Raw genomic sequence first — 18,856 nt, forward strand, 5'->3', positions numbered from 1 at the left:
AAGGCCGGGTCTCACTCCCTCCCCGGCGTGGCGAACCATGTGCAAGGACAGGAGCGATCAAATGCGCGGCCTGTCCTGTCGTGGCCATTCTTCCCCTCCCAAGGAAAAATGACCTGCGCGGCAAGATTGCGTTGGCGAAAGGCGTGGCGTCAAGCCCACAAATTTGCCTGAAACATGAAAGGGGTAGAGATCGAAGGCGATCTTACGCGGCGTTTCTGCGCGGGGTCAGCAACAGCGACGCCACCAGCACGAGGCATAGCCCCGCAACCGGCCAGATAACGAGGTTCATGACCGACCAGCCCCAGGCTGTAAACACCTTGCCGGAAGAGAAGGACGACAGCGCTACCGTGCCGAACAGCACGATATCGTGAAAGCCCTGTACCTTGTCTGCCTCATGCGGGCGGTAGCTGGAGGTGATGATGGCGGTAGCGCCGATGAAGCCGAAGTTCCAGCCGAGACCGAGGAGAATGAGCGCCGCCCAGAAGTTCCACAATTCGATGCCCATATGGGCGACGACGGCGCAGGCCATCAGCACGACGAGACCGGCTGCAACGATTTTTTCCGCGCCGAATCGCGCAATCAACATACCGGTGAAGAAACTTGGGCCGAACATGGCGAGAACGTGCCACTGGATGCCGAGCGTCGCAAGTTCGGTGGGAAACCCGCATCCGACCACCATGGCGAGCGGCGCGCCGGTCATCATGAAGGTCATCAACGCATAGGAACCGATGCCGCAGACCATGCCGGTGACAAACCGGTGCGTGCGCACGATTTCCGACAAAGGCCGTGCCGCCTGCGCGTGGATAGAGGCGGCCTTCGGGTCCGGCAATTTCAGGAATGCTAGAATGGCAATCGCGATGATGCCGAGCGGCACCAGCGCGATGAAAGCACCGGCGAAGGTGACCGGTGCGAAGACATCCTTGCCGAAAATGGCAAGCTGCGGCCCGATGATCGCCGAGACGATGCCACCCGCCAATATCCAGGAAATGGCTTTCGGCTTGTAGAAAGAGGGGGATGCGTCGGCAGCAGCGAAGCGGATTTTCTGCGTGAAGCCGCCGGAAATGCCGATCAGCAGCAGGCCGATCGCAAATAGCCAGAAGTCGGAGCGGAAGAGTGCCACGGCAGCAATGCCGCCGCCGATGGAGCACATCAGCGCGCCGACCATGAAACCCGCCTTGCGGCCGAGAAAACGCGATGCTGCGGCAACGCAGATGGCGCCCAGCGCCACGCCGATGTTGAAACCGGTAAGCGGCGCCGTTGCCAGCGACTTGTCAGCCCCGAGCAACTGGTAACCGGCAAGCGCGCCAACCGAGAAGCTCATAGGTGCTGCCGAGCCCATGATCGCCTGTGCGGCGGTCAGGAGGAAGACGTTGCGCTTCGCCTCGTCCAGTTGAACTTCAAGTCCGGGGACGGAAACGGCGCTCATATCTTCCTCACCTAACGTATTTTAGCGTTTTGCCTCGCCGCGTACCTGCTTGGCAATGCGGTCCAGAACCGCGTTCACCAGCTTCGGCTCGTCGTGCTCGAAGAAAGCACGGGCGATTTCGACATATTCCGTAACGATGACGGCGACCGGCACGTCCTTGCGCTCCAGAATCTCGAAAGCGCCGGCACGCAGGATAGCGCGAACGGTGGCATCAAGACGCGACAGCGGCCAGTCTTCCAGAAGTGCGGAGCGCACCAGTGGGTCGATCTTCGTCTGGTCGCGGACGACGCCGGACACGATGGAACGGAACCAGGAAGGATCGGCCTTCAGATAGGTATCGCCATCGACTTCCTGACCGAGACGATGTGCCTCGTATTCCGCCACGACTTCCATCACGCCGGTGCCGCCGACATCCATCTGATAAAGTGCCTGCACGGCCGCGAGGCGCGCAGCGCCACGCTGGTTGGCGGGCTTTACCGAAGGCTGGCGCGGTTCGCCGCCATTTTCAACATCCGACATGCGTTCAGCCACCCAGTTTTTTCTTGAGCTCGATCATTGTCAGCGCCGCGCGGGCCGCAAAACCGCCCTTATCCTTGTCAGAACGGCGAACACGCGCCCATGCCTGATCGTCGTTTTCGACGGTGAGGATGCCGTTGCCGATGGCCAGCGATTCGCTGACGGCGAGATCCATCAGGGCGCGGGAGGATTCGTTGGAAACGATGTCGAAGTGGTAGGTCTCGCCACGAATGACCATGCCGAGCGCTACGAAACCATCATATTCCGTGCCTTCGTTGTCGCCGCCATCCAGCGCCATGGCAATGGCAGCGGGGATTTCGAGCGCGCCGGGAACGGTGATGACGTCATAGGTTGCGCCAGCCTCATCCAGCGCGAACTTCGCGCCTTCGAGAAGAGCGTCTGCCATATCGTCGTAAAAGCGTGCTTCCACGATAAGAAGATGGGGTTTGGACATGGGATTTTCCTGAAAAGGTTCGGGCCGGATCATACCGGCTTTTGCGGCGGTCAAACCACGGCTGGCCGTTTTTGGCAAGTAATTTCATGTGTCACCCGCGCAAGAGGCCCCGTTTACGAGACAATTGCGCAGGTTTTCGCCTTATCCGGCGAGGCTTACGAAAATCAGGTTTTCTGGAAAGCCAGATGCACGCCAAGCCCCATCAGCACCGTTCCCGCAGTGCGACGGGCAAGCACCTGCACCCTGCTGGAACGCTTGAGCCGCCCGACCATCGCGCCCGCCAGAAGCACGCCAACGAGATCGGCGGAGGAAAAAATGAAATTGACGGCGATACCGAGGATCAGCAATTGCAGCCAGATCGGAAAGGCCGCCGCCGGATCAACGAATTGCGGCAGAAACGCCAGAAAGAACAGCGCCGTCTTCGGATTGAGCACGTCGACGATGATGCTGTCGATGAAGGCGCGCCTTGCCGATTTCGGTTCGATGGTCAGATTGACGGCCTCACCTTCAAGCTTGCTGCGCAGCATCGAAAAGCCGAGCCAGATGAGATACAGCGCGCCACACAGCTTCACGGCCAGATAAAGCCACGGCACCGCCTGGAACAGCACCGAAAGCCCCGCCGCAGAGGCGACGATATGGAAATAACAGCCGACATGGATGCCAAGCACCGCCATCAGCCCGGCAAACCGGCCGCGCGCCATGGTCTGCGCCGCAGCATAAAGCATGGCCGGGCCGGGAATATAGGCAAACAGGGCGGTGGTGATGAAAAAGGCTGTCAGCAGTTCGAAAGACGGCATGTCATAATCCCCCTACCCCGTTTGGGCCTAAAGACGTCTTTATAGTGTTTGCGCGTCAATCGAAAGCGGAGTGCGGGACAACAACTGATCTGTCGCGATGGCGGAGGGCTGTAAAGTCTATCCGGCATTCTGGCCTTGAGAGGGAATCCAGTCAACGCGCGTCTGCGCGGCGGCAAGAGTCTTTTCAGCCCAAGGATTTGGGCTGGCTGGATAACGGCTCAAGGCCGGGAGTGTATTTCAGCACAATAGATGCCGAACGTTGTTACGCCGAGGGGAACTCCGCAAGCCTTGCGGCATATCGCGCCATGGTGTCGACTTCGAAATTGACGAAATCACCCGGTTGGCGCTCACCCCATGTGGTGACTGTGAGCGTATGGCGGATCAGGAGCACGTCGAAATCCGTTCCGTCGACCGCATTAACGGTCAGAGAAGTGCCATCGAGTGCAATGGAACCCTTGGGCGCCACGAATTTCGCCAGATGGTCGGGCGCGCGCAGGCGGATACGGACCGCCTCACCTTCCGGCTCGACCGACAGAATCTCCGCCTTGCCATCGACATGGCCGGAAACGATGTGACCGCCAAGCTCGTCGCCAATCTTCAGGGCGCGCTCCAGATTGACGTGCGTGCCCTTCTGCCAGCCCGCAATCGTCGTCAGGCGCAATGCCTCTTCCCAGGCTTCGACCTCGTACCAGCGCTCGTTGCTGCCGTCTTCGGGCAGTTTGGTCACCGTCAGGCAGACGCCGCCATGGGAGATCGATGCGCCCATATCGATGGTCTTGGGATCGTAATTGGTCGCCACCCGCAGACGAATGCCTTCCGCCAGAGCTTCCAACTCGGACACGGTTCCAACATCGGTGACAATTCCGGTAAACATCAAAGCGGCCTTTCATAATCGAAGCAGCGATCCGGCCCGTAGGCGGTTTCGCTGACCAAAACATAATCGCCCGGAATATCGGCACGGCTGAGCGGCGTTTCAATCCCGCCTTCACCAACCACGACCGGGCTTTCAAACAGCATGATACGGTCCACGAGATCGGCTTCAAGGAACGATTTTGCGGCAAAAGCGCCGCCTTCGACCAGAAGTTCCGACATGCCGCGTTCAGCGAGAATGTGAAGGAGGTTCTCGAGGGTTGGTGCTTGAAGGATTTCGACGCCTGCGTCGATCAGTTGTTGGCGACGGTGGTCGGGGCTACCCCCCTCTGCCCTGCCGAGCATCTCCCCCCGTGAGGGCAAGATACCCGGCAGTGCAGAGGGGGATAACGCCGCGACGATTACCGGCACCTCGCGTGCACTTCCCACCAGCTTAGACGTCAACGGTAGTTCAAACTTGCGATCAAGCACGATTCGGACCGGAGAACGATCTTCGAGACCTGCAATTCGAACGGTCAGTTCCGGATCGTCCGCTATCGCGGTACGGATGCCCACGAGGATGCAATCGCAGCGCGCTCTCAGTTCATGCACGGCGTGCCTGGCCTGCGGACCGGTGATCGCTACCTGCCCCTCCCCTTGTCTGCCGATCATGCCATCGGCAGAAATGGCAAGCTTCAGAATCACATGCGGGCGTTTTTTCAGCTGGCGTGTGAGGTAACCCGCAAGCGCTCTCTTGCCTTGTTCGCGCAGCAGGCCGGTTTCCACGACAATACCCGCCTCCCGCAAGATGGAGTAACCACGACCGGAAACACGCTCGTCCGGGTCGTCAACCGCCACAACGACACGGGCGACGCCGTATTCGACCAGCGCATTGGCGCAGGGCGGCGTCTTGCCCCAGTGCGAGCAGGGTTCAAGGGTGACATAGGCTGTTGCGCCCCGCGCCGCTTCGCCGGCGATTTCCAGCGCCTGGCGTTCGGCATGGGGGCGGCCACCAATTGCCGTCACCGCTTCGGCGATGATTTTTCCGTCCTTAACGAGCACGCAACCGACGGAGGGATTGGTCTCGGTTTGACCCTGATGACGCAGGGAAACCTCGATTGCCCGGGCCATGAATTTTTCGTCATCGGCGCGGCTCGTCACGTCTATGCTCCGGCGTCTGTATCTCGGGCGATCTTGGCGTTGATTTCGGCAATCACGTTCTCGAAATCCTCGGCATGACTGAAATCGCGATAGACCGAGGCGTAGCGTACGAAGGCCACGTCATCGAGGCTCTTCAGCGCTTCAAGCACCTGGAGGCCGATTTCTTCCGAGGGGATTTCCGTCTCACCGGAACTTTCCAAACGGCGAGCAATGCCGGAGACGGCCCGCTCGATCCGGTCCCGGTCAACCGGGCGTTTGCGTAGCGCGATCTCGAAGGATCGCACCAGCTTTTCCCGGTCGAAGGGCAGCTTGCGGCCGCTTTTCTTGATGACCATCAGCTCGCGCAGTTGCACGCGCTCATAGGTCGTGAAGCGGCCGCCGCAATCGGGGCAGATGCGCCGCCGGCGGATGGAGGTGTTATCCTCCGCCGGACGCGAGTCCTTGACCTGTGTGTCTTCGGAACCGCAAAATGGGCAGCGCATCTCTTTACGTCCTTACATGTACGGATACATCGGGAAACGGTCAGTCAGGCCGACGACCTTTTCGCGCACCGCAGCTTCAACGGCAGCGTTGCCCTCATCCGAGTTGGCGACCTTCAGACCATCCAGAACCTCGACGATCAGCTTGCCGATTTCGCGGAATTCCGCTTCCTTGAAACCGCGCGTCGTGCCGGCCGGCGTGCCGAGACGCACACCCGAGGTGACGAAAGGCTTTTCCGGATCGAAAGGAATGCCGTTCTTGTTGCAGGTGACGTAGGCGCGACCGAGAGCTGCTTCAGCACGCTTGCCGGTGGCGTTCTTCTTGCGAAGGTCAACCAGCATCAGGTGGTTGTCGGTGCCGCCGGAGACGACATCAAGACCACCTTCAATCAGCGTTTCGGCAAGCGCCTTGGCGTTCTTGACGACCTGTGCGGCGTAATCCTTGAATTCCGGCTGCAAAGCTTCACCGAAGGCAACTGCCTTTGCGGCGATGACGTGCATCAGCGGACCGCCCTGCAGGCCGGGGAAAACGGCGGAGTTGAACTTCTTGGCCAGATCCTCGTCATTGGTGAGGATCATGCCGCCACGCGGGCCGCGCAGCGACTTGTGCGTCGTCGTGGTGGCAACGTGGCAATGCGGGAACGGCGACGGATGCTGGCCACCGGCAACGAGACCAGCGATGTGGGCCATATCGACCATCAGATAGGCGCCGACTTCATCGGCGATCTCGCGGAAGCGCTTCCAGTCCCAGATACGGGAATAGGCGGTGCCGCCGGCAAGGATAAGCTTCGGCCGGGTTTCCTTGGCCTTGCGCTCCACCTCGTCCATGTCGAGCAGGTTGTCACCTTCGCGCACGCCGTAAGACACGACGTTGAACCACTTGCCGGACATGTTGACCGGCGAACCGTGCGTCAGATGGCCTCCGGAGTTCAGGTCGAGACCCATGAAGGTGTCGCCCGGCTGGAGCAGCGCGAGGAACACGGCCTGGTTCATCTGCGAACCGGAATTTGGCTGGACGTTGGCGAAGTTGACGCCGAACAGCTTCTTGGCGCGCTCGATGGCAAGCTCTTCAGCAATGTCTACGAACTGGCAGCCGCCGTAATAACGCTTGCCCGGATAACCTTCGGCATATTTGTTGGTCATGATCGAACCCTGCGCTTCAAGCACAGCGCGGGAAACGATGTTTTCCGAGGCGATCAGTTCGATCTCGTGGCGCTGGCGACCCAGTTCCTTCTCGATCGCGCCGAAAATATCCGGATCGACTTCGGCAAGCGGACGGGAGAAGAAAGCATCTGTGTTCGACATGGTGAAGGCTCCTGAAACAGTAATGCGATGGCGTCTTAGCGCCCTGCCCGAACAAGAGCAATACGGGCAGCGAGATTTGCCCGTCAAACTGCGACGTTGCGACAAAAAACGGCAGCTGTTTTTTCAAAACCAGCAGCGAAAATGAAAAAAGCCGCACCCGACGGGGTGCGGCCTTTCACTTAAATATAGAAACCTGACGGCAGCGCCGGATCAGTTGCGGGGCAACAGGTCGTCGTCGACGGGTCCAGCCGGCTGTTCGATGCCGGTGGTGGTGTTGAGCGCCAGTTCGGCGTTGCCGTCCTTTTCATAGATGTCGTCGCGGAACTGCACCACGCCGTCCTTCGCCGACCATGCGGTGATGTAGACGAAATAGACAGGCACTTCCTGCGCCAGCTTGATCGGCGTGTTGACGCGGGTGGCGATGACGCGTTCCATTTCCTGACGCGACCAGCCGGGCGTGTCGCGCAGCAGCCAGCTTGTGAGGTCGCGCACGTTCTGCACGCGCACGCAGCCGGACGATTCGAACCGCATCAGCTTGTTGAACAGACCCTGCTGCGGCGTGTCGTGCATATATTCGTTGTTCGGATTGTGGAAGTTGATCTTCGTCGAGGACATGGCGTTGATCTTGCCGGGGTCCTGGCGGAACATCAGGTTCGGTGCCTTTGGCGCAAACCAGTCGACCGCCGTCGGCGAAACTTCCTGCCCCTTGCCGTCGATGAGGCGGATGTTGTTCCGCTCCAGATAGGTCGGGTCCTTCTGCATCAGCGGCACGATGTCCTTTTCGACGATCGAGCGCGGCGCTGTCCAGTAAGGGTTGAGGATGACTTCGTAAATCTTGGAATTGATGACGTGCGTCGGGCGGCTGGCGCGACCGACGACGGCGGTGTTGCGCAGGACGACGCGCTCATTCTCAACCGCCTCGATGGCAGCGGCCGGAATGTTCACCATCAGGTGACGCTGGCCGAGATCGCCGGACATGGACTGGATGCGCACGAGGTTGGTCTGCAACTGCGCCAGACGGATCTGGGCCGAAACATTGAGCGCCTTGGTCGTGTATTCGCCGCTGACACCATCGGCGGGAAGGCCGTGGCGGGCCTGGAAGCGCTTCAACGCACCATCGACGTAAGAATCGAAGGCGCTGGAAATGCCAGCTTCGCGCGGCAAGTCGCCGGAAACCATCAATCGCTGGCGAAGCGCCTGAACGGAAGGATCGGAAACGCCGATCTGGAGACGCTGCTGGGTGACGGGTACGTCCGGCCACCCGCCATTGTGCACGATCTGCTGATATTGCATGATCGCCTGCTGCATGTAGACAGGCGCTTCCCGTCCGAGAACCGGGTTGTTGGAAACGACGCCAACGGCGGAACGCGACGAATTCGCGTCGAACTGGTCATCCCAGTTGCCGCGGCGCGATGAGCCCATGAGATCGTTGAGCGCATTCTGCGCCAGGGCCGGCGCGGCAAGCGCGGCAACACCAACGGAAACAGCCGAGCGCAGAAGCGCACGGCGCGATACGGATTCGGAAACGGATTTTTTTGTCATTCTACCTACCAGCCACTCTCTTCGGCATTCTCAACAATGCCTAAATCAATATGATTAACAAACACGTACAACGTGTCTGCCGGCCGGTAATGCTCAATACCCATGGTCTGGGCGCTATTGTCTGGCAGAACAGTCGGGACTTGCCACGACAGCAGGAGAAACCGCCGGCTCCTTCACCTTTGCGGGTCCCATATCAATATGGCCAATTCGTGTCACGGACCTTTTCTCACGAAGCTGTGTATGCCTGCAAAACAGGGCGAAAACGCACCTAAGAGAACGGGCTTGACACGCACAGGTGAACGGCGCCTCGAACACGAATCCGCAAGCCGGAGGCAAACAGATGCCCCCGGCGCTAACAGTGAAACCGCCGCGGAATTAGAGGCGATATGCGATGCTGTCGTTCCAGAAGCGATCGAGGCGCTGCAGCAGCTTGTTCATTTCGGAGAACTCGCCGGTGCCGATGCCGCCGACCTTTTCGATCGAGCCGACGTGGCGCTCGTAGAGGTGAGCAACCGTTTCTGCGATTTCCTGGCCTTTTTCAGTCAGGCTGATGCGGACCGAGCGGCGGTCGACACGCGAGCGCTGGTGGTTGATGAGACCGAGGTCTACCAGCTTCTTGACGTTGTAGGAGACGTTCGATCCGAGGTAATAACCACGCGAACGAAGCTCGCCGGCCGTCAGTTCGGAATTGCCGATGTTGAACAGCAGGAGCGCCTGAACGGCGTTGACATCATCGCGACCCTGACGATCGAACTCGTCCTTGATGACATCGAGGAGGCGGCGGTGGAGACGTTCCACCAGGTGCAGCGACTCCATGTAGAGCGAACGGATGGTATCTTCATGTGCGTCGGCAACAACGGCCTGCGGCTTTGCTTTGCTATTGATCATGACTGCCTCACTGTTTTGTTTGGCGGTGTGTTTGTTTGTCTCCCGCCTTGAGTGAGAACCTAATCAATGCGCATAAAATTCTACTTAAAAGCTACGATTAACAAATGCTTACCTGCATTTTCCCAAGTGGGTCAAACTTGTGGCGAAGCGGGACTGACTTATCACCCTGCATTACAAATCAAAGACTTAGCAATAAAATTCGACCGAAAACCAGGCTGAATTGCTTTATTCTTATGGTAAATCAATTCTTGCGCGCTCTTCATTCTGGCGCTGATCGAGCCAAAAAGCGACCAGGAATAGTATATAAATCGTTGCCACGAGACCGTGCATGACGGGTACAAGCGTGTTGGCGCCGAAGATATATGGCCACACCTTATACATGGCGATCTGGGTGCCGGCACCCAAGACCCACATGACTGCCCCCCAGGAGGCGCCGAGCCAGAGACCGAGCGCTGCGACGGGGAAAATCACCGCAAGCGCACTACCCGCCACTCGCCATGGCAGGTTAAGCATATCGAACCGCCCATGCCCGCCGAGAGAATATCCCGTCAGCATCGCCCAATATTGCAGGCCGAACCAGAAACAGGAAACCGCGACCAGCCTCATGAAGACCAGAAAGAGGATTTCCGTCAGCGGACGTTTCGGCAGAGGTTGAGAATCAGGTTCCATGGCCGGAAGATACGGTTTCGACGGGCGGGCGACCAGCCCATATTGAATTCGGCGGCTTGCCTTGTCAAAGCACCCTCGCCCACCGGGGAAGTCCAGGGGGAAACATTGTCGCATTCGCACGGCGCTTGCTTCGTGTTATGCAGCTTTCCTGACTTGGGTGGGATACGAAGGACATTCTTACATGCAGGACAAAACGCATCTGGTCGACGCGATCACCGGCCATCGCCGCATGCGCCGCAATCGCAAGGCCGACTGGACTCGCCGTCTGGTTCAGGAAAGCCGCCTGACCGTCGATGATCTCATCTGGCCGGTCTTCATCGTACCGGGCAGCAATATCCTCGATCCCATACCGGCGATGCCCGGCGTAAACCGCATGAGCGTCGACAAGCTGGTCGAAGCGGCGAAGGAAGCCGCCGATCTCGGCATTCCGGCGATTGCGACCTTCCCGAATATCGAGATGGACTTGCGCGACGAGACCGGCTCGAATGCGCTCGAGGCCAACAACCTCATTAATCAGGCGACCATCGCGGTCAAAAAAGCGGTTCCGAATATCGGCATGATCACCGATGTTGCGCTCGATCCCTTCACCAGCCATGGGCATGACGGCATTCTGCGCGGCGACGAAATCGTCAATGACGAGACCGTGGACCAGGTCGTTCGTGCTGCAATCCTTCAGGCCGATGCCGGTTCGGACATTATTTCTCCGTCCGAGATGATGGATGGCCGCATCGGCGCCATCCGCCGCGGCCTGGATGCGGCCGGGCACCAGAACGTCGGCATCATGGCCTATGCCACGAAATTCTCCTCCGGCTATTACGGTCCGTATCGCGAGGCCATTTCGACGGCCGGACTGCTGAAGGGGGACAAGAACAGCTATTACATCAGCCCCGCCAACGGCATGGAGGCAATCCGCGACGCAGCGCTCGACGTGGAAGAAGGTGCTGACATGCTGATGGTCAAACCCGGCTTGCCCTATCTCGACATCTGTTGGCGGCTGAAAGAGAATTTCGGGCTGCCCACATTCGCCTATCAGGTGTCCGGTGAATATACCCAGATCAAGGCAGCGGCCATGCATGGCTGGATCGACGGCGAGCGCGTGATGATGGAAACGCTTCTCTGTTTCAAGCGTGCGGGCTGCGATGGCATTCTGAGCTATTTCGCAGTGGAAGCCGCACGCAAACTCGCGAAGGGCTGACAGCCGACGCTTATTGTATTCGGTCGTTTTCTTCCCATATTGTTTGCTGACACGGAATGCTGCCTGACGAAAAGCGCGTTTCGAGCTGTCATGTCTTCTCAGGAGAAAACGACCGATGAACCTCGACCAGAACCCTACCTATGTCGCACCGGACGACTGGCGCGCCTATAGCGGCGTCCTGAGCCGACGGGTCTTCGCGTTCCTGATCGATTACGCGATCGTTCTCCTGCTGTGCATTCCAGCCGCCGTGATCGTCTTCTTTCTCGGCGTGATTACGCTGGGTCTCGGCTTCTTCCTCTATCCGGCCTTGTTCGTCATCGTCGCGGTGCTTTATTTCGGCGTAACGCTCAGCGGCCCGTCGCAGGCCTCACCCGGCATGCGGGCGATGGGCATCGCGATGGCGCGCATGGACGGACGGCGAATCGATTTCCTTCTGGCCACCGTGCACATTGCGCTTTTCTGGATCATCAACTCGGTTTTGACGCCGCTTATCCTGCTTGCAGGCCTTTTTACGGAGCGCTCTCGCCTCGTTCACGACTTCCTGCTCGGCACCGTCATGGTCAGAACCTACTGATATAAGGGAAAGCCACGAAAACGTGGCTTGCATATCAGGCAAATAGCGCATGGTGCAGTTGACGTTTTCCGTCATTTTGCCATTCTGTGACATTATGCATGTCGCTTGAAGCGTCGCCGCACCCCGTGAAATCGCGGCGCGCTTTCACAACAGACGCAGGAGGCGATCACGGTTCGATGAACACGCAGGCGACGCCCTCTCCCCAATTCTATCTTACGGCACCGGCCACCTGCCCCTACTTGCCGAACCAGATGGAGCGGAAGGTTTTCACGCATCTGGTCGGCCCGCGTGCGTCGGAAATGAACGACCTTCTGACCCAGGGCGGCTTCAGGCGTTCACAGAACATCGCCTATCGCCCGGCGTGCGAAACCTGTCGAGCTTGCGTTTCCGTGCGCATCCTTGCCGAACAGTTCCAGCCGACGAAATCGATGCGGCGCGTTCTCTCCATCAACAAGGATGTCGTCGCCACCGTTCATGCCGCTGAGCCATCCACCGAACAGTTCTCACTGTTTCGCCGCTATCTCGACCATCGGCACCAGTCAGGCGGCATGTCCGACATGTCGGCGCTCGACTATGCGATCATGATCGAAGACACGCACGTCAACACCCGCATCATCGAATACCGTGTGCGAGAGCCCGGCTCCGGCATCGATTCCAGCAAACGAGGTGAACTTCTCGCCGTAGCGCTGAGCGATGTGATGAGCGACGGGCTGTCGATGGTCTATTCCTTCTTCAACCCCGATCTAGAAAAGCGCTCGCTCGGCACTTTCATGATCATGGATCACATCACCCGCACACGCGCGCTCGGCCTGCCGCACGTCTATCTCGGCTACTGGGTCGATGGTTCTGAAAAGATGGGCTACAAGACGCGCTACCACCCGCAGGAGCATCTGACACCGCGTGGGTGGGAGGTTTATTTGCCTGCGGTAGAGACAGCCGAATAGATCCAGTCCAACACCGGCATTGTCTCACCGTGACGACCATGTTATAACTTGGTTATAACAGGAGTTGGCGTCATGAACATCACAATCCGGAAAATCGGTAATTCCGAAGGCATTATCATCCCAAAAGAAGTCCTGGATCGCATGGGTCTCAAGACGGGTGATACCCTTGAACTAAGGGAAGTCTCCGGGAACATCGAACTCGTCCCTGAACAAGCGGATTTGAGCGAGCAGCTTGAAGCTGCCCGGCGCGGCATGAAGAAATACCATGTGGCGCTGAGAGAACTCGCAAAATGAAAAAAATTAAGTGGCTGTCCCGAACTTCCATTGAAATAATACATCGGGAACAACTTGTTGAACATGGTGGCCTGCAAGGTCTAAAAGACGAGAACGCACTTGAGGCAGCTTTGGCACGCCCCCTTCACAAAGCCGCCTACGGTGAGGAAGACGCTCTAAGGCTTGCATCCGCCTATCTTTACGGGATAGCCCGCAACCACCCATTTTCAGATGGAAACAAACGAACCGCGTTTCTAGCGGCCTACACCTTCTTGTTCATCAACGGCCATGAAATCCACGCCGAGCAAGCTGATGTCATCGCTTTTGTTCTCGACGTCGCTGCCGGCAACATTGATGAGGACGGCGTTTATCTTTTTCTACGCGACCACGTCGTCCCACTCGATTAAACGGAAGCGCCGCACGTCTTTCGATATGCGGCGCTTCTTCTGTTTATATCGAGAGAGGACGGATTTACCCGCCAAATTTCCCGCTACGCGGAAAGCCCTTCGGTACGGTGCGGCCAACGGTGGCGCGGTCTGCCAGCCATTCGCGCAATTCCTCACCGACCTTGGTGAAGAGGCGCCCGGCCGTGTCGGACCAGCTCAAGCCGTCTGCGAGCGCGAAACATTTCACATCAACCACGCCGCCGTCCTTGTAGCGTTGCAGGCGCACGCCCTTGCCGCGTGACATTTCCGGCACCTGCGACAGCGGGAAGGCCAGAAGCTTGCGGTTTTCGCCAACGACGGCGACATGGTCGCCAGTAACAGGTACGGCGAGCTTGGCTTCGTCAGGCATGGCGACATTCATGATCTGCTTGCCCTTGCGGGTATTTGCGACCATTTCGCTTTCGGCCACGATGAAGCCGTTGCCGCCAGTCGAGACGAGCAGAAGCTTGCGCGACGGATCGTGAACGAAGGCCGTCAGGATGTCCTGATCGTTCTCCACATCGACCATGATGCGGATCGGCTCGCCGTGACCACGCCCGCCGGGCAGCTTGTCTGCGCCGAGCGTGTAGGCCTTGCCACCGGTGGTCAGCAGCAGCAACTTGTCGGTCGTCTGCGCCGGGAAGGCGAGCTTCGGGCCATCGCCCTCCTTGAAGGTCAGAGCCGACGTATCGGACATATGCCCCTTCAGCGCCCTGATCCACCCCTTCTGCGAGATGACGATGGTGACCGGTTCCTTTTCGATCATCGCCTGCTGGATGGCCTCGATGTCGGCATCCGGCGCATCCGCAAACTGCGTGCGGCGACGGCCGATCTCCGTTGCCTTGGCATATTTCTTTTTGACCTCGCCGATTTCCCAGGCGACGGTCTGCCATTGCTTTTCATCGGAGGCGAGCAGCCCCTCGATTTCAGCCTTCTCGCTGCTGAGTTCGTCGAACTCCTTGCGGATTTCGAATTCCTCGAGCTTGCGCAGATTGCGCAGACGCATGTTGAGGATGGCTTCGGCCTGATTATCGGTGAGTGACCACTTGGCCATCATCACCTGTTTCGGCTCGTCCTCCTCGCGGATGATACGGATCACCTCATCGAGATTGAGATAGGCGACCAGCAGGCCGCCCAGAATCTCGAGCCTGCGATCGATGGCCGCAAGACGATGGCGGGAACGGCGGACCAGCACGTCCTTGCGGTGTGCCAGCCATTCGCTCAGCACCTCGTTCAGCGCCATGACCTTCGGCACCCTGCCAAGCGACAGTACGTTCATGTTGAGCGGCAGGCGGCTTTCAAGGTCGGACAGACGGAACAGCGATTCCATCAGCAGCGTCGCGTCGACGGTGCGGTTTTTCGGAACCAGCACGATACGCACGTCTTCGGCCGATTCGTCGCGGACATCCTCAAGCAGCGGCAGTTTGCGGGCGAGCAGCAGCTCGGCGATCTTTTCGATCAGCCGCGATTTCTGCACCTGGAACGGGATTTCGGTGATGACGATCTGATAGCCGCCACGTCCGAGGTCTTCCGTTTCCCATTTGGCGCGCACGCGGAAACCACCGCGCCCGGTCTTATAGGCTTCGAGAATATTCTCGCGGCTTTCGATGATCACGCCGCCGGTCGGCAGGTCGGGGCCGGGAATGAACTCCACCAGCTTTTCAACCGTCGCATCCGGATGCTTGATGAGATGCAGAGCTGCGTCGCACAGTTCATGGGCGTTGTGCGGCGGGATAGACGTCGCCATGCCGACGGCAATGCCGGAGGCACCGTTGGCAAGCAGATTGGGGAACGCGCCAGGGAGGACGACCGGCTCCTCGTCTTCCTCATTATAGGTAGCGCGGAAGTCAACCGCGTCCTCGCCGATGCCTTCGAGCAGCAGCGCTGCCACATCGGTCATGCGTGCTTCGGTATACCGATAGGCGGCGGCGCCGTCGCCATCGATATTGCCGAAATTGCCCTGCCCGTCCACGATCGGATAACGCTGCGAGAAATCCTGCGCGAGACGGACCAGCGCATCGTAGACCGACTGGTCGCCATGCGGATGGAACTTACCGATAACGTCACCGACGATACGGGCGCATTTCTTGAAAGCCGAGTTGGGGCGGATGCCCATTTCGCTCATGGCGTGGATGATGCGGCGGTGAACCGGCTTCAGTCCATCGCGCACATCCGGCAGCGCACGATGCATGATCGTGGACAAGGCGTAAGCGAGGTAGCGTTCTTCAAGCGCCGCCTTCAAATCGACCGGATGAATGTTATCGTCTCCGCCTGACGGAGGTACAAGATTTTTTCCCATGGTGCTTGACTAGCGGAAATGCCGATTCCCGGCAAGGAATTCGGGGGTCTCGGCTGTGGACGAAACGATGCCTTTTGTGAGGATTTTTATTAACTGCGTTGCGAATGCCGCAATGCCGCCGTCATACGAATCGATCTAAATCCTGTAGACCTTTGAATAATCGCGAATATAAATGTCACCATTCACATTTAGAACACGGTGCACATCCGCACATTGAGGGAAGAAACACTATGAGACTGAAATCCACCCGGCAGATTCTTTTCGCAAGTGCCGCGCTTCTCGCGCTTTCCGCACCGGCATTCGCACTGGATGGCAACGACGTTCTGAAAAAGATCAATGCCGCCTACGCCGCGCAGGGCGGTGAAATCGCCGCCGGATCCGTCGCCGTCAACGGCGACACGGTGACGCTGAACGGCGTGACCTTCAATGCGGCTGCCGATCCGGCCAAAAAAATTCCGGTCGGCAACGTCACCCTTGAAGGCGTCGAGGAAAACAACGGCGGCTACAAGATCAAGAACGCGCGCTTCGACAATGTCGATTACAAGCAGGAAAACGTGGAGATCAAGGCTAACGACATCTACATGTCAGGTCTCACCATCCCTGCAGATGCGACGACGGGCACGATCGATGCGCTGATGTTCTACGACGAGGCGCATAGCGGTCCGATTTCCGTCTCCATCGACGGCAAGCAGGCTTTCTCGCTCGAGGAAAGCAGCGCAACGATGTCTGTCAGCGACGACAAGGCCTCGATCGGCTTCGATCTCGACGCATCCGGCTTCAAAGCCGATCTCAGCGAAGTCAACGATCCGGCCACGAAGGACGCAATTGAAAAGCTCAATCTGCAGGCCCTTTCCGGCAACATGACCATGAGCGGAAGCTGGGAAGTTGCCTCCGGCACCGTAGACGTCGAGGAATATGCCATCGACCTCGACAAGGTCGGCCGTCTCAACATGTCGTTCGGTTTCTCCGGTTACACACTCGCCTTCATCAAATCGATGCAGGAGACGGTGAAGGCGCAGGCTGCAAATCCGAACAAGGAACAGGCGGAACAGGCAGCGGGCCTTGCCATGCTCGGCCTGATGCAGCAGCTTTCCTTCGTTAATGCCGAAATCAGCTTCGAAGATGCCAGCATCACCAAGCGCGCCATCGACTACGCTGCAAGCCAGCAGGGTATGACCAGCGATCAGCTTTCCCAGACCATCAAGGGCATGGCGCCCATCATGATGGCTTCGCTCAACGTTCCGGAATTGCAGAACATGGTGTCGGCTGCGATCAACGCCTATATCGATAATCCGAAGAGCTTCTCCATCTCGGCCGAACCGGAAAAGCCGGTTCCCTTCCCGATGATCATGGGCGCCGCAATGGGCGCGCCGAACACCCTGCCGACAATGCTCGGCGTCACGGTGACGGCAAACGAATAGCACAACAAAAAGCCCCGGTTACGCCGGGGCTTTTTACTTCTGGTCAGTGGAGTGGGGCTGTCGCTCCATCCTGCTTGTCGTGCAGGGCGAAACGGTCGATCATATGGGCGCTCGCTTCGTTGACGCCGATCACCTCGACCGTCTTGCCGGTCTTGCGGAATTTCAGCACGACCTTGTCCAGCGCACCGACAGCCGAAATGTCCCACAGATGCGCCTGTGTGACGTCGATGGTGACCGTTTCCACGTCTTCGGCAAAATCGAAGGCGGCAATGAAGCTTTCCGTCGAGGCGAAGAAAATCTGCCCATCGACGCGGTAGATGCGGTGCCGACCATCCGCGACAAGCTCTGGACGAACGTGGAAGAGTTTTGAAACCTTCCCCGCGAAAAACACGCCGGAGAGAAGCACGCCTGCGAGCACGCCTTTTGCGAGATCATGGGTCGCCAGCACGGTCCCGACCGTTACCAGCATGACGATGCTGGAAGACGGTGGATTGCGGCTGAGATCGAGAATCGAACGCCACGAGAAGGTGCCGATCGAAACCATGATCATGACAGCCACAAGAGCGGCCATTGGAATGATGCGGACAAGATCATCCAGCACCAGAATGAGGAACAGCAGGAAGGCGCCCGCCACAAAAGTGGAGAGCCTGCCCCTGCCGCCGGATCTGACGTTGATGACCGACTGGCCGATCATGGCGCAGCCGCCCATGCCGCCGATCAGCGCGGAAGCGATGTTGCCTGTCCCCTGCCCGATGCATTCCCGGCTCTTGTTGCTGCCAGTGTCCGTCATGTCGTCAACGATCTGTGCCGTCAGCAGGGATTCCAGGAGACCGACGGCAGCCAGCGCTGCGGAATAGGGAAAGATGATCTGCAGCGTTTCGAAAGTCAGCGGCACCTGTGGCAGGGCGAAGACCGGCAGCGTCGAGGGCAGCTCGCCGAGATTGCCGACGGTTCGGATATCCATGCCAAAAAACACCGCCACGCAGGTCAAAACGACGATGGCGACCAGCGGCGACGGGATGATTTTCGTGACCAGCGGGAAGAGATAGATGATCGCAAGACCAGCCGCGATCATGACGTAGGTTGCGACAGGCACGCCTATCAGCTCGGGCAATTGCGCCATGAAGATCAGGATCGCCAGTGCATTAACGAAGCCGGTCATGACTGAGCGAGAGACGAAGCGCATCACCCGCCCGAGCCTTGCAAAGCCCGCAGCAATCTGCAGCACACCCATGAGGATGGTCGCCGCAAAGAGATATTGCAGGCCGTGTTCCTTCACCAGCGTCACCATCAGGACGGCTGTGGCGGCGGTTGCCGCGGAAATCATGCCCGGACGGCCACCGGTGAAGGCGCAGACGCAGGCAATGGCGAAAGAAGCGAACAACCCCACCTTCGGATCGACGCCGGCGATGACGGAAAAGCCGATTGCTTCGGGAATGAGCGCGAGTGCGACGACAATGCCGGAAAGCACATCGCCGCGAATATTGGAAAACCACTCACGTCTGTAAGTCTGAAATCTGTTCATTTGATTTTTTCGCAAAGTATGACGCACCGGCCGGAAACGTGTCCGGTAGATTGAAAAAGAATGTCGGTGCTTTGCGTTGTCTGGCGGATCGGCGGCCAGAAGAGCCACCCGGAA

General features: G+C 58.6%; 19 protein-coding genes and 1 other annotated feature (1 of these 20 cut by a window edge). Of the genes, 6 read left to right on the top strand and 13 right to left on the bottom strand.

Annotated features, from left to right (window positions below; genetic code table 11):
- Positions 1 to 202: 202 nt before the first annotated feature.
- From J5276_RS08955 to J5276_RS09005, 11 genes are all read right to left on the bottom strand, one after another.
- Positions 203 to 1,426: an MFS transporter gene (locus tag J5276_RS08955; RefSeq protein WP_025593088.1), complete on the bottom strand. Its 1,224-nt coding sequence runs from the start codon at positions 1,424 to 1,426 to the stop codon at positions 203 to 205.
- Between the two features lie 21 nt (positions 1,427 to 1,447).
- Positions 1,448 to 1,945 (bottom strand): transcription antitermination factor NusB, encoded by a 498-nt coding sequence (nusB, locus tag J5276_RS08960; RefSeq protein ID WP_013635887.1) that lies wholly within the window; start codon positions 1,943 to 1,945, stop codon positions 1,448 to 1,450.
- Between the two features lie 4 nt (positions 1,946 to 1,949).
- The gene (gene ribH / locus J5276_RS08965; RefSeq protein WP_025593086.1) at positions 1,950 to 2,396 is read right to left on the bottom strand and encodes a 6,7-dimethyl-8-ribityllumazine synthase; all 447 of its coding nucleotides are present in this window, start codon (positions 2,394 to 2,396) and stop codon (positions 1,950 to 1,952) included.
- A gap of 164 nt (positions 2,397 to 2,560) precedes the next feature.
- Positions 2,561 to 3,193, bottom strand: coding sequence for a LysE family translocator (locus J5276_RS08970; RefSeq protein ID WP_065658050.1), 633 nt, complete (start codon positions 3,191 to 3,193; stop codon positions 2,561 to 2,563).
- Between the two features lie 262 nt (positions 3,194 to 3,455).
- Positions 3,456 to 4,067: a riboflavin synthase gene (locus J5276_RS08975; protein WP_003512512.1), complete on the bottom strand. Its 612-nt coding sequence runs from the start codon at positions 4,065 to 4,067 to the stop codon at positions 3,456 to 3,458.
- Positions 4,067 to 5,203: a bifunctional diaminohydroxyphosphoribosylaminopyrimidine deaminase/5-amino-6-(5-phosphoribosylamino)uracil reductase RibD gene (gene ribD / locus J5276_RS08980; RefSeq protein ID WP_112154956.1), complete on the bottom strand. Its 1,137-nt coding sequence runs from the start codon at positions 5,201 to 5,203 to the stop codon at positions 4,067 to 4,069. The genes J5276_RS08975 and ribD overlap by 1 nt, the downstream gene beginning before the upstream one ends.
- Before the next feature lie 2 nt (positions 5,204 to 5,205).
- The gene (nrdR, locus tag J5276_RS08985; protein ID WP_003512508.1) at positions 5,206 to 5,685 is read right to left on the bottom strand and encodes a transcriptional regulator NrdR; all 480 of its coding nucleotides are present in this window, start codon (positions 5,683 to 5,685) and stop codon (positions 5,206 to 5,208) included.
- 12 nt (positions 5,686 to 5,697) lie between these two features.
- Positions 5,698 to 6,987, bottom strand: coding sequence for a serine hydroxymethyltransferase (glyA, locus tag J5276_RS08990; RefSeq protein ID WP_003512506.1), 1,290 nt, complete (start codon positions 6,985 to 6,987; stop codon positions 5,698 to 5,700).
- A 210-nt stretch (positions 6,988 to 7,197) separates the two neighbouring features.
- Positions 7,198 to 8,529 carry a murein L,D-transpeptidase gene (locus J5276_RS08995; protein WP_112154957.1) on the bottom strand — a complete coding sequence of 444 codons (1,332 nt, stop codon included), beginning with the start codon at positions 8,527 to 8,529 and terminating at the stop codon, positions 7,198 to 7,200.
- Between the two features lie 375 nt (positions 8,530 to 8,904).
- Positions 8,905 to 9,414 carry a transcriptional regulator LdtR gene (gene ldtR / locus J5276_RS09000; protein WP_025593036.1) on the bottom strand — a complete coding sequence of 170 codons (510 nt, stop codon included), beginning with the start codon at positions 9,412 to 9,414 and terminating at the stop codon, positions 8,905 to 8,907.
- Between the two features lie 234 nt (positions 9,415 to 9,648).
- Entirely contained in the window at positions 9,649 to 10,086 is a 438-nt protein-coding gene (locus J5276_RS09005) for a DUF6163 family protein (RefSeq protein WP_003512497.1), read from the bottom strand.
- A gap of 181 nt (positions 10,087 to 10,267) precedes the next feature.
- Between J5276_RS09005 and hemB the strand changes: the two genes are divergently transcribed.
- The 5 genes from hemB to J5276_RS09030 all read left to right on the top strand — a co-directional run bounded on the left by hemB (position 10,268) and on the right by J5276_RS09030 (position 13,479).
- Positions 10,268 to 11,281, top strand: coding sequence for a porphobilinogen synthase (gene hemB / locus J5276_RS09010; RefSeq protein WP_003512495.1), 1,014 nt, complete (start codon positions 10,268 to 10,270; stop codon positions 11,279 to 11,281).
- Between the two features lie 115 nt (positions 11,282 to 11,396).
- A complete protein-coding gene (locus tag J5276_RS09015) occupies positions 11,397 to 11,855 on the top strand; it encodes an RDD family protein (protein WP_038490628.1) in 459 nt (152 codons plus the stop codon).
- A gap of 176 nt (positions 11,856 to 12,031) precedes the next feature.
- Complete coding sequence (locus J5276_RS09020) at positions 12,032 to 12,799, top strand: arginyltransferase (RefSeq protein WP_065704982.1); 768 nt, start codon at positions 12,032 to 12,034, stop codon at positions 12,797 to 12,799.
- A gap of 72 nt (positions 12,800 to 12,871) precedes the next feature.
- Positions 12,872 to 13,093, top strand: coding sequence for an AbrB/MazE/SpoVT family DNA-binding domain-containing protein (locus tag J5276_RS09025; protein WP_038490623.1), 222 nt, complete (start codon positions 12,872 to 12,874; stop codon positions 13,091 to 13,093).
- Positions 13,090 to 13,479 carry a type II toxin-antitoxin system death-on-curing family toxin gene (locus tag J5276_RS09030; protein ID WP_065688205.1) on the top strand — a complete coding sequence of 130 codons (390 nt, stop codon included), beginning with the start codon at positions 13,090 to 13,092 and terminating at the stop codon, positions 13,477 to 13,479. Before J5276_RS09025 ends, J5276_RS09030 begins: the two co-directional genes overlap by 4 nt.
- A 64-nt stretch (positions 13,480 to 13,543) precedes the next feature.
- Here J5276_RS09030 and parC read toward each other — a convergent pair whose 3' ends face one another.
- Positions 13,544 to 15,796, bottom strand: coding sequence for a DNA topoisomerase IV subunit A (gene parC, locus J5276_RS09035; RefSeq protein ID WP_209159379.1), 2,253 nt, complete (start codon positions 15,794 to 15,796; stop codon positions 13,544 to 13,546).
- Positions 15,797 to 16,026: 230 nt separating this feature from the next.
- Between parC and J5276_RS09040 the strand changes: the two genes are divergently transcribed.
- Positions 16,027 to 17,217: a hypothetical protein gene (locus tag J5276_RS09040; RefSeq protein WP_003512485.1), complete on the top strand. Its 1,191-nt coding sequence runs from the start codon at positions 16,027 to 16,029 to the stop codon at positions 17,215 to 17,217.
- Positions 17,218 to 17,260: 43 nt separating this feature from the next.
- Here J5276_RS09040 and J5276_RS09045 read toward each other — a convergent pair whose 3' ends face one another.
- Positions 17,261 to 18,742: a SulP family inorganic anion transporter gene (locus J5276_RS09045; RefSeq protein WP_003512483.1), complete on the bottom strand. Its 1,482-nt coding sequence runs from the start codon at positions 18,740 to 18,742 to the stop codon at positions 17,261 to 17,263.
- 74 nt (positions 18,743 to 18,816) lie between these two features.
- Positions 18,817 to 18,856: a sequence feature (sul1 is cis-regulatory element that is thought to sense ions involved in sulfur or methionine metabolism; They are found in Alphaproteobacteria), on the bottom strand (it continues 16 nt past the right edge of the window).

The sequence above is a fragment of the Agrobacterium sp. S7/73 genome (assembly GCF_019355535.1).
In the GTDB taxonomy this organism is placed as follows: Bacteria; Pseudomonadota; Alphaproteobacteria; order Rhizobiales; family Rhizobiaceae; genus Agrobacterium; species Agrobacterium tumefaciens.

Excerpts from the sequence above, each read along its gene's own strand:
- J5276_RS08955 (WP_025593088.1), bottom strand. The coding sequence starts at position 1,426 with ATGAGCGCCGTTTCCGTCCCCGGACTTGAAGTTCAACTGGACGAGGCG.
- nusB (WP_013635887.1), bottom strand. The coding sequence starts at position 1,945 with ATGTCGGATGTTGAAAATGGCGGCGAACCGCGCCAGCCTTCGGTAAAG.
- ribH (WP_025593086.1), bottom strand. The coding sequence starts at position 2,396 with ATGTCCAAACCCCATCTTCTTATCGTGGAAGCACGCTTTTACGACGAT.
- J5276_RS08970 (WP_065658050.1), bottom strand. The coding sequence starts at position 3,193 with ATGCCGTCTTTCGAACTGCTGACAGCCTTTTTCATCACCACCGCCCTG.
- J5276_RS08975 (WP_003512512.1), bottom strand. The coding sequence starts at position 4,067 with ATGTTTACCGGAATTGTCACCGATGTTGGAACCGTGTCCGAGTTGGAA.
- nrdR (WP_003512508.1), bottom strand. The coding sequence starts at position 5,685 with ATGCGCTGCCCATTTTGCGGTTCCGAAGACACACAGGTCAAGGACTCG.
- glyA (WP_003512506.1), bottom strand. The coding sequence starts at position 6,987 with ATGTCGAACACAGATGCTTTCTTCTCCCGTCCGCTTGCCGAAGTCGAT.
- J5276_RS08995 (WP_112154957.1), bottom strand. The coding sequence starts at position 8,529 with ATGACAAAAAAATCCGTTTCCGAATCCGTATCGCGCCGTGCGCTTCTG.
- J5276_RS09005 (WP_003512497.1), bottom strand. The coding sequence starts at position 10,086 with ATGGAACCTGATTCTCAACCTCTGCCGAAACGTCCGCTGACGGAAATC.
- hemB (WP_003512495.1), top strand. The coding sequence starts at position 10,268 with ATGCAGGACAAAACGCATCTGGTCGACGCGATCACCGGCCATCGCCGC.
- J5276_RS09015 (WP_038490628.1), top strand. The coding sequence starts at position 11,397 with ATGAACCTCGACCAGAACCCTACCTATGTCGCACCGGACGACTGGCGC.
- J5276_RS09020 (WP_065704982.1), top strand. The coding sequence starts at position 12,032 with ATGAACACGCAGGCGACGCCCTCTCCCCAATTCTATCTTACGGCACCG.
- J5276_RS09025 (WP_038490623.1), top strand. The coding sequence starts at position 12,872 with ATGAACATCACAATCCGGAAAATCGGTAATTCCGAAGGCATTATCATC.
- J5276_RS09030 (WP_065688205.1), top strand. The coding sequence starts at position 13,090 with ATGAAAAAAATTAAGTGGCTGTCCCGAACTTCCATTGAAATAATACAT.
- parC (WP_209159379.1), bottom strand. The coding sequence starts at position 15,796 with ATGGGAAAAAATCTTGTACCTCCGTCAGGCGGAGACGATAACATTCAT.
- J5276_RS09040 (WP_003512485.1), top strand. The coding sequence starts at position 16,027 with ATGAGACTGAAATCCACCCGGCAGATTCTTTTCGCAAGTGCCGCGCTT.
- J5276_RS09045 (WP_003512483.1), bottom strand. The coding sequence starts at position 18,742 with ATGAACAGATTTCAGACTTACAGACGTGAGTGGTTTTCCAATATTCGC.